12 protein-coding genes and 1 pseudogene are annotated in these 15,036 nt (G+C 72.2%); 8 read left to right on the forward strand and 5 right to left on the reverse strand.

The features are described from left to right. Positions 1-6 precede the first annotated feature (6 nt). Positions 7-2,262 (reverse strand): M64 family metallopeptidase, encoded by a 2,256-nt coding sequence (locus BU204_RS10855; RefSeq protein ID WP_075125495.1) that lies wholly within the window; start codon positions 2,260-2,262, stop codon positions 7-9. Then, positions 2,259-4,115, reverse strand: coding sequence for a metallopeptidase domain-containing protein (locus tag BU204_RS10860; protein ID WP_233160046.1), 1,857 nt, complete (start codon positions 4,113-4,115; stop codon positions 2,259-2,261). Before BU204_RS10860 ends, BU204_RS10855 begins: the two co-directional genes overlap by 4 nt. Before the next feature lie 329 nt (positions 4,116-4,444). Between BU204_RS10860 and BU204_RS10865 the strand changes: the two genes are divergently transcribed. Continuing rightward, positions 4,445-5,779: a carboxylesterase/lipase family protein gene (locus BU204_RS10865; protein WP_233160010.1), complete on the forward strand. Its 1,335-nt coding sequence runs from the start codon at positions 4,445-4,447 to the stop codon at positions 5,777-5,779. Positions 5,780-5,789: 10 nt separating this feature from the next. Here BU204_RS10865 and BU204_RS39035 read toward each other — a convergent pair whose 3' ends face one another. Further along, complete coding sequence (locus BU204_RS39035; protein ID WP_143229436.1) at positions 5,790-7,370, reverse strand: chitinase; 1,581 nt, start codon at positions 7,368-7,370, stop codon at positions 5,790-5,792. A 163-nt stretch (positions 7,371-7,533) separates the two neighbouring features. Here BU204_RS39035 and BU204_RS10885 point away from each other — a divergent pair, with 163 nt between their 5' ends. Both BU204_RS10885 and BU204_RS10890 read left to right on the forward strand, forming a co-directional pair. Continuing rightward, positions 7,534-8,622: an LLM class flavin-dependent oxidoreductase gene (locus tag BU204_RS10885; protein WP_075125497.1), complete on the forward strand. Its 1,089-nt coding sequence runs from the start codon at positions 7,534-7,536 to the stop codon at positions 8,620-8,622. Beyond that, positions 8,619-9,224, forward strand: a complete 606-nt coding sequence (locus BU204_RS10890) for an FMN reductase (protein WP_075125498.1) — start codon at positions 8,619-8,621, stop codon at positions 9,222-9,224. The genes BU204_RS10885 and BU204_RS10890 overlap by 4 nt, the downstream gene beginning before the upstream one ends. 13 nt (positions 9,225-9,237) lie before the next feature. On the opposite strand, the gene BU204_RS10895 is transcribed toward BU204_RS10890, so the two are convergent. Beyond that, a complete protein-coding gene (locus tag BU204_RS10895; RefSeq protein WP_075125499.1) occupies positions 9,238-9,657 on the reverse strand; it encodes a helix-turn-helix domain-containing protein in 420 nt (139 codons plus the stop codon). Between the two features lie 107 nt (positions 9,658-9,764). On the opposite strand from BU204_RS10895, the gene BU204_RS10900 reads away from it, so the two are divergent. The 4 genes and pseudogenes from BU204_RS10900 to BU204_RS40695 all read left to right on the forward strand — a co-directional run bounded on the left by BU204_RS10900 (position 9,765) and on the right by BU204_RS40695 (position 13,365). After that, positions 9,765-11,084: an MFS transporter gene (locus tag BU204_RS10900; RefSeq protein WP_075125500.1), complete on the forward strand. Its 1,320-nt coding sequence runs from the start codon at positions 9,765-9,767 to the stop codon at positions 11,082-11,084. After that, the gene (locus tag BU204_RS10905) at positions 11,081-11,839 is read left to right on the forward strand and encodes a LamB/YcsF family protein (RefSeq protein WP_075125501.1); all 759 of its coding nucleotides are present in this window, start codon (positions 11,081-11,083) and stop codon (positions 11,837-11,839) included. Before BU204_RS10900 ends, BU204_RS10905 begins: the two co-directional genes overlap by 4 nt. Beyond that, positions 11,836-12,432 (forward strand): annotated as a pseudogene (locus BU204_RS40690) (5-oxoprolinase subunit B family protein); the annotation flags it as partial. The gene BU204_RS10905 and the pseudogene BU204_RS40690, both read left to right, overlap by 4 nt. Before the next feature lie 60 nt (positions 12,433-12,492). Further along, on the forward strand, positions 12,493-13,365 hold the full coding sequence (locus tag BU204_RS40695; RefSeq protein WP_198942840.1) for a 5-oxoprolinase subunit C family protein: 873 nt from the start codon (positions 12,493-12,495) through the stop codon (positions 13,363-13,365). Here the strand turns inward: BU204_RS40695 and BU204_RS10915 are convergent. Next, a complete protein-coding gene (locus BU204_RS10915; protein WP_233160017.1) occupies positions 13,341-14,012 on the reverse strand; it encodes a GntR family transcriptional regulator in 672 nt (223 codons plus the stop codon). The genes BU204_RS40695 and BU204_RS10915 overlap by 25 nt on opposite strands. 492 nt (positions 14,013-14,504) lie before the next feature. Between BU204_RS10915 and BU204_RS10920 the strand changes: the two genes are divergently transcribed. Beyond that, the gene (locus tag BU204_RS10920) at positions 14,505-14,999 is read left to right on the forward strand and encodes a hypothetical protein (RefSeq protein WP_075125503.1); all 495 of its coding nucleotides are present in this window, start codon (positions 14,505-14,507) and stop codon (positions 14,997-14,999) included. Positions 15,000-15,036 lie beyond the last annotated feature (37 nt).

Raw genomic sequence — 15,036 nt, forward strand, 5'->3', positions numbered from 1 at the left:
AGCCGCTCAGAAGTTCGCGCACTGCCCAGCGGTCGGGCCGGTGACCTCGTTCGACACCTCCAGGTCGACTGGCGCCGGCGCGTTGCCGACACACGCGAGCGGGCCGCGTACGGCCAGACCGGCGAGGACCGGAGCACGCTCCCCCGTGCGATTGCCGGACAGCACCACCGGACCGTGCACAGTCCCGCCGACGAACGTCACGTCCCGCCTGGTGGCGGTGACCGTCAGCCGCCCGACAACCGTGCTGTTCAGCAGCTCCACAGCGTCCGCCCCGGTCGCCGTCAGCGGGCCGGACACCGTCGAGCGGGTGGCGACCAGGCCCGCACCACGGCGCACGGTCACCGGGCCGGTCACCGTCGCCCGGTCCAGACAGGTGACCCCGTTCACCAGGACGAGTGGGCCGGCTACCCGGCCGCTCACCGTGCGCGTGCACGTCGGCGGCGGCGGGATCAGCGTCACCGCGAACTCCTCGGCCGGGCCGATGTTGCCGCTCGGGTCGATCGCGCGGTGCTCGATGGTGTGCCGGCCGTAGTCGGGTGTCGGGTCGTCCCACGGGGACAGCCGCGGCCTGCCGAGCTTGCCGTACACGAGGTCGTCGATGTTCGTACCGCTCGGCGTGAACAGGAACGGTGCGTCCGGGTCGGTCGGCCAGCCGAAGTAGTTGTACCAGCCGTCGCCGTCGGTGCGGAACTCCCGCACCAGGTACCCGGGGGTGTCGTCGACGCCGGTGAGCGCCATGGTGAACGGTCCGTTGACGATGTGCTCCCGCCCGCGGCGGAGCAGCGGCTCGGACAGCGAGTAGGACGTGTCCGGGACCGAGGCGTCGATCCGCCAGGAGAGCGTGTGGCCGCCGGTGGCGGCGGTGAGCGTGTGCGAGCCGGTCAGCCGCAGCGGCTCCAGGTCGACCGCGCGGTCGTTGCCGGATGGCCGAAGCGGCCTGCCGTCCAGCACCCAGCGCACCCGGTGTCTGCGGTCGGTCGGGTGGGTGGTCTCCACGTACACCACGTCGGTCGCGCCAACCGGGTCCGTCGTCGGCGTCGACAGCGTGAACGCGGCCGGCGCCTGCTCCAGGGGCGTTGTCACCGCGGTGTCGACCGTCCAGGTCCGGCTCTGGGTCAGCGCCGCCGACGACCGGACGGCCGGGTCGCGCACGAACGGGGTCGGGTCGACGACGGTCGCCCTGAGCCTGTGCACCCCCGGCGGAATGTCCAGTGTGGACAAGTCGAGGGCGCGTGCGCGGGTGCGCAGCCGCCGGCCGTCGAGGGTCCAGGTGAGATCGAGCTGGTGGCTGACCGGGTACATCGTCTCGACCCACACCACCCGGTCCGCGCCGATCGGCTCGGCCGTTGGCGTGCTGTCCTGCAGGATCCGGGTCTTGGCCGAGATCCGCTCGGTCATCCGCTCACGCGAGACCTGGTCGAAGTAGTAGCCCAGCGAGCGCATCATCGAGTGGGCGCTCGGCTTCCAGACCCCGCTGCCGGAGTAGAGCCCGCCCTCGTGCCGGCCGATCACGCCACCGGACTCGGACCTCTCGCCCAGCCACCGCCACCACTTCCGGCGTTGGCTGATCATCTGCGCCCTGGTCAGCAGGGTGTGGTGGACCGAGTCGGGTTCGCCGCCGGTGTAGGGCAGGCCATGCACACCGCGCTGGTAGTAGTCGTACTCGTCGTCCAGACCACCGAGGGAGTGACCGAGCTCGTGCGGCGTGATCAACGCGGACAGGGCGTTGCCGCCCGAGGCGGTGGCGTTGGTGCCGCCGGCGCCGCCGTAGGTGTCGCTGTTGCCCAGCGCCAGCAGCTGACGGTTGGCGGGCGAGGTGCCGGGGACCAGATCGGCGTACCGGTTGGCGGCCGTCCCGTCCACGGTGAGCAGCCGCTGCACGCTCGAGGGGTCGCAGCCGCCCCAGAAACCCATGTCCAGCGGGGTGTTCCGGCTCGGCGCGTCCAGACCGGGATCGCAGTCCACCCCGGACTCGGCGGACTCGATCTCGACCGCGTACACGTTCAGGTAGCTGCGGTAGGACTTGAACGGCTCGAGCGTCCACAGCACGTTGAGGTGTTTGTCGACGTTGGCGCGGAACTCCGGCAGCTCCGCCGCCGTGTACCCGTCGCCCAGGAACACCAGGTTGAACCGCTGGGCCGGGTCGCCGGTCACCTGGACCGGCACGACCCGCGCGTCGCCGGTCGCCGCCCACGCGGTGGCGGGCAGGCCCGCCGTCGTGGCCGCCACGACAGCGGCGGCCACGACGGCAGTGCGTCTCACTGCTCGACCACGGTGCAGGTGGCCGTGGACGACCTCGACGGGTCGCTCTCGGAGGTGGCGGTGAGCGTCACCTTCGCCGACGCCGGACCCGCGCCGGTCCTCAGCGCGTGCACCGGGACCTGCACGTAGCGGCCGAACTCGGCGCTGGTGAGCGAGTTGGGCAGGTTGACCGCCCAGCCTCGACCGTCCACGGTGGCCGACAACCGGTAGACGTCGGAGTTGAGGTACCGCCGCACGTCCTCCGGATGCTCCCCGGCCGCCGGGGTGCCCGCGCCGGCGTTGGCGAGCTGGAACCGGCAGGTCGCGAGCCCGGCACCGTTGGGGACGGCGATCGTCGGCAGCACCCGTGCTCCGCGGCGCTGCGGCCCCGCACCGTCCAGCGATCGGACGGCAACGGTGTAGGTCAGCTCCCCGTCGGCGTCGCGCCGGAGGTTGAGCACGTAGAAGTGCAGCCGGTTGGCCTCGTCGACGTACTCGTACTCGCTGCCGGAGTCGTTGCCGGCGTGGAACAACGCGTCGGACAGCTGCCGGTAGTCGCCGATGGTGATCGGAACCTCGGTGCCGTCCGGCAGCACGTAGTCGGTCATCCCGATGTCCTGCGGGTTGGCGTCGATGACCCACTCGAACGGCGCCCGGTCCTCGTTCTTGGTCTTGGCCAGCAGCACGCCGGCGTCGGGTGTGAACGAGTCCGCACCCATCCGGTCCACGACCTCGAGCGTGTAGTTCTGGTAGCCGCCGCCGTCGCAGAACGGGTCGGTCGTCGGGTCGCAGGCCGGGCTCAGGTCCCCGGCGTCGAGCACGATGTTGATGCCGGAGAGCTCGGCCGGTCCGGGTTGGACGACCCGCGCGGTCACGGTCGCGACGACCAGTCCCGAGTCGGCGAGCGCGTCTCGGGACAGCCGCAGGACGTTGCGCTCGTCGACCATCCCCAGCTTGATCTTGTTGCGCAGCATGTGCTGGGCGCCCATCGAGGAGCCGGCGGTCGCCGGGATCACCCAGCGGCTGTGCGGGCCGCCGGGCCCGTTGAACGTCCCGCGGGAGAGCATCTCCCAGATCCCCGAGTACGCCCGCCGGGGCGGGGTCCCGAACGGGTTGTTGTAGTTGTCGCCGATCCCCAGGATGTGGCTCAGCTCGTGGGCGTAGGTGCTCATGCCCGAGCTCTCCGCCTGGGTCGAGGAGCCGCCGCCGGCGTTGGGCCAGATGGTCGAGCCGGACGCCCAGGACGTCCAGTCGACGTACCGGGTGTCGACCCAGTTGGGCAGGGCCGGGTCCGGCGGGCCGAACTCGTCGGTGACGTCCTCCTTGTTCGGGAACTTCATCATCCCGAACTCCTGCCAGGTGGAGGACTCGTCCTGGCCGGCCGAGAGGAAGAAGACGAAGTCGAACCCGGCCGGCACCTCCGGACCCTCCGCGGCGAGCCACGCGGCGCGGCCGTCGGTGCGGATGTTGCGGTCGCACCGGTCGCCGCTCGGGCAGCCGTTGCCGTCCTGGAACTCCATCGCGTACTCGTGGGACTTGCCCGGCAGCTGGTAGGGGCCGAACGCGGTCAGGTCGACGCCGTACCGGCCGCCGGAGTCCTCCATCCACCACTCGTGGATGGTGTGCCCGCGGTTCAGCGTGCCGGGAACGTTGAGGAAGTCGTGGTAGAAGTCGGCCACCTCGGCGCGCGGGATGTCGTGGGCCTCCGCGCTCGGGTTGCCGAACACCGTGGAGCCCTGCGGTTGGGTCACCGCGAACGGCAGGTTGGGGTAGTCCAGGAGGACGAGCGCACCTCTGAAGTCCCGTACCGACCCGTCGGTCTCCGGGTCGGCCCAGTTGGTGTTGGGCGGCTTGCGGTAGTCCGCCCACGTCATGTGGTCCGGGTTCTGCCAGTCCTGCGGGTCCAGCGGGGCGGGGAACCCGGCCTGGACCGCGCGCCTGGCCTCGGGGGGTGTGCCGCCGGGGCGGGACTCCTGCCACGGCTGGCGCTGCGGCCAGTGGTCGTACTGCCAGGGGTGCTCCGGTGGCGCCGGGGTGTCGGCGGGCGCGGCGGAAGCGGGGCTGACCGCGAGCCCGGCGACCAGCGCCGTGGCCGAGAACAGCGCCGCCACCAGCAGGGAGTGGCGAGTCACGAACATCGACGCTAGCTCCGGTGACCAGCTCGGACAAGCGGCCGATCGGTGTGCGTGTGAGACTCACCGGCGTGACACAGGTGAGGACGGCGGCCGGGGTCGTCCGCGGGAGCGTCGCCGACGGAGTGCACTCGTTCCGGGGAATTCCCTACGCGGCGGAGCCGTCCGGCCCGCTGCGGTTCGCCGCTCCGGCGCCGCCGGTGCCCTGGTCGGGGATCAGGGACGCACTCGAGTTCGGCCCGGCGCCGCCCCAGCCCGCGCCGGCGCCCGGCCTCGCACCGGCCTGGCGGCCCGAGGACGGCCTGGACTGCCTCACCGCGAATGTGTGGACGCCGGCACCGGGCGGGTCCGGTCTGCCGGTCATGGTCTGGCTCCACGGCGGACGCTGGACGATCGGCTCCGCCGCCATGCCGCAGTACGACGGCTCGCTGCTCGCGGCCGCCGGGGTCGTCGTGGTGACGCTGAACTACCGGCTCGGGTTCGAGGGCTTCGGCCACCTGCCGGGCGCACCGGACAACCGAGGGCTGCTCGACCAGCTCGCGGCGCTGTCCTGGGTCCGGGAGAACATGGCCGGGTTCGGCGGGAACCCCGACAACGTCACCGTCCTCGGCCACTCGGCGGGCGCGGCGTCGGCAGTGCTGCTGATGCGCGGCGGGCTGGCGCGGCGGGTCGTCGCGCAGAGCGTTCCGTCGGGCTGCCTGACCGTGCAGGAGGCGGCGCGGGTCACCGACGAACTCGCCGCGGCCGCGGGCGTGCCGCCATCGCTGTCCGGCTTCGCCGGGCTGGAGCCGGTGGTGGACCTTCCCGGCAGGTTCGGCCCGGTACTGGACGGCACCGTGGTCACCGGGGAGCCGTGGACGGCGGTGGCGCCGGAGGTGGACCTGGTGTGCGGGTTCACCCACGAGGAGTTCCGCGGCTTCGACGCGGCACGCACCGGCGACGTCGAGGGTGCGGCAGCGGTGTTCGGCCTCCCGCCGTCGGCGGCGGAGCTGTACCAGGCGACCGAGGACCCGTTCATGACGCTGATGTCCGACGCCCTGGTCCGGATGCCGACCACCCGCGTCGCGGCCGCGCATGCCGCGGCGGGCGGGCGGACCTGGCTCTACGACTTCACCTGGCGCGGACCGCTCGGCGCGGCGCACGGGGTGGACGTGCCGTTCACCTTCGGCGTCCTCACCGGCCGGTACGCGGAGCGGCTGCTCGGCCCGGCCGGTGCGACCGAGTCCGCGGCAGCCCTCTCGGCCGCGCTGCGCACCGCGTGGACGTCGTTCGCCGCGACCGGCGACCCAGGCTGGCCGCGCTACGAGCCCTCGGCGCACTGGACCCGGCTCTGGGACGACCCGGTGCTCGACGTGCCCTACCCGCTGGCGGACTCGGCACAACTCTGGGACGTCGAGCAGCCGTAGCATGCCCAGCTCAGGGCAGCGTGTCCAGGTGCGGGCCGACGGTGTTGGCGAAGGCGCCGCCGTTCGTGACGTCCCAGTTGATCGACCAGGTCATCGCGCCCCGGATGCCGGGGTAGGTCCGGGGTGGACGGAACGAGCCGCACCTCGTTCCCCTGGCCAGACAGTCCAGCGCGTCGTTCACCACCGACGGCGCGACGACGCCGCCGCCGGCCGCGCCGGGCCCGGCCGGGAGACCGAGGGCAACCTGGTCTGGCCGCAACCCGTTCTCCAGCTGGATGCACGCCAGCGCGGTGAGGAAGTTGACCGTGCCCTGGGTGTAGGCCTGCGCCTGGTCGCAGCCGAGCATCGAGCCGGAGTTGTAGAACTGGGTGTGCACGACGGTGAGGATGTCCCGGACAGACAGTGCGAGCGCGAAGTACGAGCCGCTGGTGGACTGCATGTCGATGGTCTGCGGGGCCATCGTGATGATCAGGCTCGGGCCGACCTGGTCGCGCAGCGCACGCAGGGCCTGGGCCATGTAGGTCGGGTTGAGACCGTTCTCCAAGTCGATGTCGACGCCGTCGAACCCGTACTCCGCCATGATCGACCGCACGCTGGCGGCGAAGTTCGCCGCGGCGGTCGCGTCGGCGACGACCACCCGGCCCGCCTCCCCGCCCACGGACAGGATCACCTTCTTGCCGCGCGACTTCAACGCGGCCACGTCGGCCTTGAACTGGGCGTCGGTGTAGCCGCCGAGGGCGGTCGACAACTCGGGGTCGACGCCGAAGTCCACCTGTCCCTGGGTGCTGGTCGCCTCCGCGAAGGCCACGGCCACCAGGTCGTACTCGCTCGGAACGGCGGAGAGCCGAAGCTCGGCGGCCGGGTTGACGAAGTTGTGCCAGTAGCCGGTGAGGAAGTGCCTCGGCAGGTCCGCCTGGGGGCAGCCGGCGGTGGTGGCGGTGACCGCGCCGCTGCGCGGTGACTCGCCGACGCTGTTGTACGCGGCGACGGTGTACGTGCGGCTGGCACACGCGGGCAGCCCGGAGATGGTGACCGAGCTGGCGGTGACCGAAGCGCGCTGGGTGTCGCCCTCGTAGACCCGGTAGCCGGTGACCGTGCCTGGCGCGGCGGTCCAGGCGAGGGTGACCGACGAGGTGGTGGCGGCGGTGACCCGCGGCGCGCCGGGGGCGCCGGGCACGCCCGGCCCCGGGTCGCCGCCGCCGGCGCAGGGCAGACCGTTGACCCGGCACCCGGTCGGCGTGCCCGGCCCGGTGCCGAGCAGCCCGAAGCTCACGCTGGCGCCAGGCGCGAGGACGCCGTTGTACTCCCGGTTGGTGAACGTGTGGTGGTTGCCGGACGAGGTGAGCAGCGCGTCCCAGTAGCTGCCGACGCCCGTCCCGGCCGGCAGGTCGAACTCCACCCGCCAGCCGTTGACCGTGCTGGTACCCCCGTTGGTGACCGTGAACCGGCCTTCCCAACCCGACCCCCAGTCGGAGGTGCGGACGAACACGGCGCTCTCCCCCGCCGCGGCGGCCACCGGGGCGGTGGTGCCGGCACAGGCGAGGACGGCCGCGACGAGGACGGCGACGAGCCGGGCGAGGTGACGCTTCATGACGGCCTCCGATGGCGCGCCGTGAGCAGGGAGGCACGGCACGTCACCTAAATGTCTAGACCAATCGGTCGTGGTTGTCCAGAAGGGGACGGGGGAATAGGCGACCGGCTAGGGTGGTTGGAGGCGGTAGTTGAACTAACAACTATTGAGGGTGATGGCAGTGATGCAGTTCGGGATCTTCACCGTCGGCGACGTGACCACGGACCCGACGACCGGGGAGACCGTGAGCGAGTACGAGCGGATCAAGGCGATGGTGACGATCGCGCTCAAGGCCGAGGAGGTCGGGCTCGACGTGTTCGCCACCGGCGAGCACCACAACCCGCCGTTCGTGCCGTCCTCGCCCACGACGATGCTCGGCTACGTCGCCGCGCGCACCGAGCGGCTGGTGCTGTCCACCGCGACGACCCTGATCACCACGAACGATCCGGTCAAGATCGCCGAGGACTACGCCATGCTCCAGCACCTGGCCGACGGCCGGGTGGACCTGATCATGGGACGGGGCAACACCGGCCCGGTCTACCCGTGGTTCGGCCAGGACATCCGCAACGGCATCCCGCTCGCGATCGAGAACTACGCCCTGCTGCACCAGCTCTGGCGCGAGGACGTCGTGGACTGGGAGGGCCGGTTCCGCACGCCGCTCCAGGGCTTCACCTCGACCCCGCGTCCCCTCGACGGCGTGCCGCCGTTCGTCTGGCACGGCTCGATCCGCAGCCCCGAGATCGCCGAGCAGGCGGCCTACTACGGCGACGGCTTCTTCGCCAACAACATCTTCTGGCCCAAGGAGCACTACATGCGGCTCATCGGGCTGTACCGGCAGCGCTACGCCCACTACGGACACGGAACGCCGGAGCAGGCCATCGTCGGCCTCGGCGGACAGGTGTTCATGCGGAAGAACTCGCAGGACGCGGTGCGGGAGTTCCGGCCCTACTTCGACAACGCCCCGGTGTACGGGCACGGGCCGTCGCTCGAGGACTTCATGGCCCAGACCCCGCTCACCGTGGGCAGCCCGCAGCAGGTGATCGACCGGACGCTCGAGTTCCGTCAGTACTTCGGCGACTACCAGCGCCAGCTGTTCCTGATGGACCACGCCGGCCTACCGCTCAAGACGGTGCTGGAGCAGCTGGACATCCTCGGCGAGGAGGTCGTCCCGGTGCTGCGCAAGGAGTTCGCGGTCGGGCGGCCGGCCGAGGTGCCGGACGCTCCGACCCACGCCTCGCTGGTCGAGGCCGCACGGAAGGTTTCCGTCCAATGAGGACCCTAGTTGTCGTGTCGGCGGGGCTGACCGTTCCGTCCTCTACCAGGCTGCTGGCCGACCGCCTCGCCACGGCGGTCGCCGGCCAGACCGAGGTGCGTGTCGACGTGGTCGAGCTGCGCGACCTGGCGACCGACATCGCCAACAACCTGGTGACCGGCTTCCCGAGCCCGAGGCTGGCCGCGGCCCTGGAGACGGTCACCCGGGCCGACGGCCTGGTCGCGGCGACGCCGATCTTCACGGCCTCCTACTCCGGGCTGTTCAAGTCGTTCTTCGACGTGCTCGACCCGGAGGCGTTGACCGGCAAGCCCGTCCTGGTCGCGGCGACCGGCGGCACCGCCCGCCACTCGCTCGCGCTCGAGCACGCGCTGCGGCCCCTGTTCACCTACCTGCGGGCGGTCGTGGTCCCGACCGCGGTCTACGCCGCGCCCGAGGACTGGGCCTCGGCGGGCACCGACGACCTGGCGCACCGCATCGCCCGTGCGGCGGGGGAGCTGGCCGAGCTCATGGCCGGCCGCCCGCCGGCCGTAGCACCGCAGGCCGAGCAGGTGGTGCCGTTCGCCCAGCAGCTGGCCGCACTGCGCGTGCGGCCCGAGGGCTGAGCGGCCGGGCGGGTCAGGGCCGGATGCGCCGCGACACCGCGTGGGCGAGGTCGGTGACCAGCCGGGTGAGACGCTCCGACGGCGCGCCGGGCGAGACGTGGCCGCGCAGGCGCAGCGTCAGCCCGGCCACCTGCCGCCCGTCGTGGCTGAGCACCGGCGCGGAGAACTCGGAGCGCCGCCGCGGCGACACGACCTCGTGCCAGGAGCCGGTGAGCCGGTAGACGCCGTCGTCCTCGTCCCGCCACACGACGTCCATGTCCTGGAGCGTGCCGAGGATGCGGTGGACCGAGGACTTCGGCAGGCCCGTCCGGTCGACCAGGCGGGCCAGGCGCATGCCGTTCGGGTTCGCGGAGAGCAGCTCCAGCAGGCGGAAGGCGTTGCGGACCGAACGGCAGGAGGATCCTGCCTGGGCTACAAGAGGTTCGGCGGTCATGGATACCTCCATTCGGGCCGTATGTAGAACGTGAGTATTGCAGGATCGTCCTACGAAATCTAGCCTCATAGGGGTGATGCCACCCGGCTGATGGGATGTGATCGCCCATGACCTCCGCTCGACCCGCCGTGGAACCCCGCGAACTGCGCCGCGCCTACACCGCGAGCCTGTCCGGAACCGCACTCGAGTACTACGACTTCGCCGCCTACTCCGTCGCCGCCGCAACGGTCTTCGGCGACATCTTCTTCCCCTCGGGGGACGACCTCGCCGGCACGATGGCCGCCTTCTCCACCTACGCCGTCGGATATCTGGCCCGGCCACTGGGCGGGTTCCTGTTCGGCCGGCTCGGTGACGTCATCGGCCGCAAGAAGATTCTCGTGTACACGCTGATGCTGGCCGGAATCGCGACCTTCCTCATCGGACTGTTGCCCACCCACGCCGCGATCGGTGGCCTGGCGGCGGTGCTGCTGGTGACGCTTCGCTTCGCCCAGGGTGTCGCCGTGGGCGGCGAGTGGGGCGGCGCCGTCCTGCTTTCCAGCGAGTACGGCGATCCGCGCCGGCGCGGGTTCTGGGCGTCGGCGGCGCAGATCGGTCCGCCCGCCGGAACCCTGCTCGCCAACGGGGTGCTGGCGCTGCTGTCCGGCGTGCTCTCGGAGGACGCGTTCACGTCCTGGGGCTGGCGGATCGCGTTCCTGCTGTCGGCCGTGCTCGTCCTGTTCGGACTGTGGATCCGGCTGCGGCTCGAGGAGACGCCGGTGTTCCGGGAGATCGCCGACCGGGGCGAGCGGCCGACCGCCCCGGTGTCCGAGGTCGTCGCCACCGAGCGGCGCGCGCTGCTCGCCGGGATCCTGGTCCGCGTCTGCCCCGACGTCCTCTACTCCCTGTTCACCGTGTTCACGCTGACCTACATCACCCAGGAGCTGGGCATGTCCCGCAGCCAGGGCTCGACCGCGGTGATGATCGGCTCGGCGTGCCAGCTGCTGCTGATGCCAGCCTTCGGCGCGCTCTCGGACCGGATGAACCGCCGGCGGCTGTACCTCTACGGCACGATCGCCGCGGCGGTCTGGCCGTTCGTGTTCTTCCCGATGATCGGCGGCGGTTCCTTCGTCCTGCTGGTGCTCGGGGTCGTCGTCGCGCTGGTGATCCACGCCGTGCTCTACGGACCGCAGGCCGCGCTGCTCACCGAGCAGTTCTCGCCCCGGCTGCGCTACACCGGCTCCTCGCTCGCCTACACGCTGGCCGGCGTCATCGGCGGCGCTCCCGCTCCGCTGATCCTGACCGCGCTGTTGGCCGCTTTCGACAGCTGGTGGATCCTGGCCGCGTACCTGCTGTTCACCGCCGCGCTCACCGGTGTCGGGCTGTGGCTCGCCCGCGACCCGGTGGTGGACCCCGAGGAGGAGACCGTGGCTGAGGCGGTGACCAGGTGACCGTGTTGGACCTCAACTGCGACGTGGCCGAGGGCTTCGGCGCCTGGCGGATCGCCGACGACGACGCCCTGCTGGAGGTGGTCTCCAGCGCCAACATCGCCTGCGGCTTCCACGCCGGTGACCCGGCGACGATGCGCCGGGCGTGTGCCACGGCGGTGGCGCAGGGGGTGGCGATCGGCGCCCACGTGGGCTACCGGGACCTCGCCGGCTTCGGCCGCCGCCACCTCGACCTCACCCCGACCGAGCTGACCGACGACGTGCTCTACCAGCTCGGCGCGCTGAGGGCGTTCGCCGAGGCCGAGGGCGGCCGGGTCGGCTACGTCAAGCCGCACGGGGCGCTGTACGGCGCGATCGGCTCGGACGAGGCGCAGGCCGGCGCCGTTGTCGAGGCGGTGCGCCAGTTCGACGACACGCTGCCGGTGCTCGGCATGCCCGGCTCGCGCTGGCTCGCGCTGGCCGCGGCCGCCGGGCTGCCGGCGGTGCACGAGGCGTTCCTCGACCGCGGGTACACCCCGCAGGGTCGGCTCGTGTCGCGACGCTCCCCGGACGCCCTGCTCAGCGACCCCGAGCTGGTCGCGCGCCGGTGCGTGCGGCTGGCCGAGGCCGGCGAGATCGTGGCGGTGGACGGGACGGTGCTGGCCGTGGACGCGCGCTCGGTGTGCGTGCACAGCGACACACCGGGATCGCTCGAGCTGGCCAGGGCGGCCCGGGCCGCACTCACCGGCGCCGGGGTGACCCTGCGGAGCTTCGTGTGAGGATCCTGCCCTGCGGGGACGCGGCACTGCTCGTCGACACCGACGACCCGCTCGGCCTCTACGCCGCGCTCGCGGACCCGCCGCCGGCCGGGGTCACCGACCTCGTGCCGGCGGCGAGCACGCTGCTGGTCCGCTTCGACCCCGCCGCCGTGTCCCCGGCCGAACTGCGCGACCTGCTGTCCTCGGCGCGTCCGGTCACCCCGACCGCGCGGGAGGACGACCTCGTCACCGTCCCCGTGCACTACGACGGCGAGGACCTCGAGGAGGTCGCGTCGCGGACCGGGCTCGGGGTGCCGGAGGTGGTGCGGGTGCACGCCAGCGCCGACTACGTGGTGGCCTTCTCCGGTTTCGCGCCCGGGTTCGGATACCTGACCGGGCTCGACCCCCGGTTGCGGCTGCCGCGCCGGGACACGCCCAGGGTCCGGGTGCCGGCCGGGGCCGTCGGCATCGCCGGCGAGTTCACCGGCGTGTATCCGCGCGCCTCACCCGGCGGCTGGCACCTGCTGGGCAGTACGAGCGTCCCGCTGTGGGACCCGGACCGGACGCCGCCCGCCCTGTTGCGGCCCGGTACCCGGGTGCGCTTCGAACCGGTCGACGTGCTCGAACCGGCACCGGCGGCCACGCCCCCGCCGGCCGCGCCCGCCGAGGGCGGGCTGGAGGTGCTCCAGTGTGGACCGTTGACCACCGTGCAGGACCTGGGCCGGTTCTCCTACGCCGCGCTGGGTGTCGGCCGGTCGGGGGCGGCGGACGCCCGCGCCGCGGCACTGGCCAACCGCCTGGTCGGCAACGACGAGGGCGCGGCCTGCCTCGAGCTGACCTTCGGCGGGGCGACCCTGCTGTTCCGCCAGCCGATGCGGCTCGCGGTGACCGGAGCGCCCTGCCCGTTGACCAGCGACGGCCGCGGCGAGGCCATGAACTCGCCGTTCACGGTGGCCGCGGGCGCCCGGCTGAGCGTGGGTGCCCCGCAGGCGGGCCTGCGCACCTACGTCGCGGTGCGCGGCGGGGTGGACGTGCCCGCCGTACTCGGGTCGCGTTCCACCGACGTGCTCGCCGGCCTCGGCCCACCCGTCCTGTCCCCGGGAACGGTGCTGCCCATCGGCACCGCGCGGGTGGGGCCACCGCCGGCGGTGGAGGTGGCCCCGGTGTCGGCTCCCGAGAGCGGGGACCTCGTCGTGCGCGTGCTCCCCGGCCCGCGCGACGACTGGTTCACCGAGGATGCCCTGCGCACGCTCACCGGGAGCCGCTACGAGGTGACCGCGGACAGCAACCGCGTCGGGCTGCGGCTGGCTGGGCCGGCCCTGGACCGGGCTCGGGAGGGGGAGCTGCCCAGCGAGGGCATGGTGGCCGGCTCGGTCCAGGTGCCGCCCTCCGGCCAGCCGGTGCTGTTCCTCGCCGACCACCCGATCACCGGGGGCTACCCGGTCATCGCGGTCCTGCGCTCCGCCGACCTGCCGGTGATCGCGCAGGCCAGGCCTGGCCAGGGCATCCGGTTCCGGCTCGATCAGCGGGTGTCGGCCGCCTGGTAGGCCTCGATCAGCTGGTGCTCGGAGTCGTCGAGGTACTTGTGCAGCAGGCGCTCCGCACCCGGACCGTCGCCGGTCTCGATGACCGAGAGGATCTCGCGGTTGCGCTCGAGGAAGGGCTCGTGCAGCCGGCGCCGGTCCGGCATCGAGTGGAAGTGCAGCCGCAGCTCGGCGAGCACACCTCGCATCAGCTCGTTCATTCGCGGGCTCCCGGCCAGGGCCGTGATGGCCTGGTGGAACACCATGTTCGCGGTGCCCAGCCCGCGCCAGTCCTCGGCCAGCACCGCCGCCTCGGCCTGGTGGATGGCCGACGCCAGGTCGCTGACGTCGGGAGGGTCGACGAGGTAGCGGACGGCCCCGCACTCGAGCAGCTTGCGCACGCGGTACAGGTCGACGAGGTCCTCGACGGTCGCCTGGCGGACGAACACCCCACGGTTGAGCTCGTGGACGAGCAGCCGCTCGTGCGTGAGCAGGCGAAACGCCTCACGGACGGTGTTGCGGGAGACCTTCAGCGCGCTGCCGATGGAGTCCTCGGCCAGGCGCTCGCCGGGGGTGAAGAAGCCCTCGGTGATCCGGGCGCGGAGGATGTCCGCCAACCGCTCGACGGTGCTGGTCCGTCCCAGCAGACCCCGGTCTGCCGACAGCCCCACGTCCGGGTCCACAGCGCTCCCAACCCTCTCTGACCTGCGATATCCAGTACTCGATTGTATCGCCTGAGCGCGACCGCCCGGCCCCAACGCACCGCTGCCCGCCGCGGGGGATCCCCCCGCGGCGGGGGCGGCGATCGAACCTCCTGCCCGCGGGACCGGGCACGTTACCACTATTTGTCCAGTATATGACCTCTCGAAACAACTGGTCATTCGCTGGCCGAAATGGACAGTTGCGGGACCGGGACCCACTACTTTCCGGTAAGGACTAGACAAAGTCCGGTCCCCCTTGGCAAGGTGCGCCCACACGAAAACGTCGCTGACTTTCGTCACACGGCTCCACTCGTCAGACGGGGTCCATTCCCGAGCAGCACAGGAGACTTCGGCGCCGGCCGACGGCCGGGCGGGGACGTCCCGCTGGCCGGCGCCGATCCCTGCGGGCGACGGAGTGTCCTAACAGGACTGGGCCGGCCGCCCGCGCAGGGAGGAAGTGAGATGCCGACGATCACCTACGACCCCATCCTCGACACCGCCGCGCCGCCCCGGTCACCCGTACGCCCCTGGCCGGGTACCGCGCTCGTGCTGGTCACGGTGACCGGTTTACCGCTCGTGGTGCTCTACGGCGAACGGGTCCGGGTCGCCGAGTACCGACACGCGCACCTGGTCGACGTGGCCGGTCACGAGCTGCGGATGGCGGCTCGGCTGCCCACCCGCGACCCGGGTCTCGCCTTTGCCGCCACGATCGGGTTCAGCTGCCAGGTGACCAACCCCGTGATGGTCGCCACCAGCGGGATCCGCGACACCGCCGCCGCGCTGCGGCCCCGGCTTGTGAAGATCCTGCGGCAGACGGCGCGGCACTACGAGAAGGCCGACGCCGCCGTCGCCGAACTGGCGCTCAACTGCGCGCTCGACCGCTACTACGGCAACTCCGCGATGCGGCTCGGCGAGTTCACCGTCACCCTCGACGGCGTGGAGCGAGCGCCGCGGTAGCACCCGGACAGGCACCCTCACCGGCCTGACCGGCGTC

Source organism: Actinophytocola xanthii (genome assembly GCF_001921205.1).
Taxonomy (GTDB): domain Bacteria; phylum Actinomycetota; class Actinomycetes; order Mycobacteriales; family Pseudonocardiaceae; genus Actinophytocola; species Actinophytocola xanthii.

What these genes read in the sequence shown, in the direction of transcription:
- BU204_RS10920 (WP_075125503.1), top strand. Translation starts at nt 14,505, where the DNA reads ATGCCGACGATCACCTACGACCCCATCCTCGACACCGCCGCGCCGCCC.
- BU204_RS10860 (WP_233160046.1), bottom strand. Translation starts at nt 4,115, where the DNA reads ATGACGTGGGCGGACTACCGCAAGCCGCCCAACACCAACTGGGCCGAC.
- BU204_RS10885 (WP_075125497.1), top strand. Translation starts at nt 7,534, where the DNA reads ATGCAGTTCGGGATCTTCACCGTCGGCGACGTGACCACGGACCCGACG.
- BU204_RS10900 (WP_075125500.1), top strand. Translation starts at nt 9,765, where the DNA reads ATGACCTCCGCTCGACCCGCCGTGGAACCCCGCGAACTGCGCCGCGCC.
- BU204_RS10895 (WP_075125499.1), bottom strand. Translation starts at nt 9,657, where the DNA reads ATGACCGCCGAACCTCTTGTAGCCCAGGCAGGATCCTCCTGCCGTTCG.
- BU204_RS10890 (WP_075125498.1), top strand. Translation starts at nt 8,619, where the DNA reads ATGAGGACCCTAGTTGTCGTGTCGGCGGGGCTGACCGTTCCGTCCTCT.
- BU204_RS39035 (WP_143229436.1), bottom strand. Translation starts at nt 7,370, where the DNA reads ATGAAGCGTCACCTCGCCCGGCTCGTCGCCGTCCTCGTCGCGGCCGTC.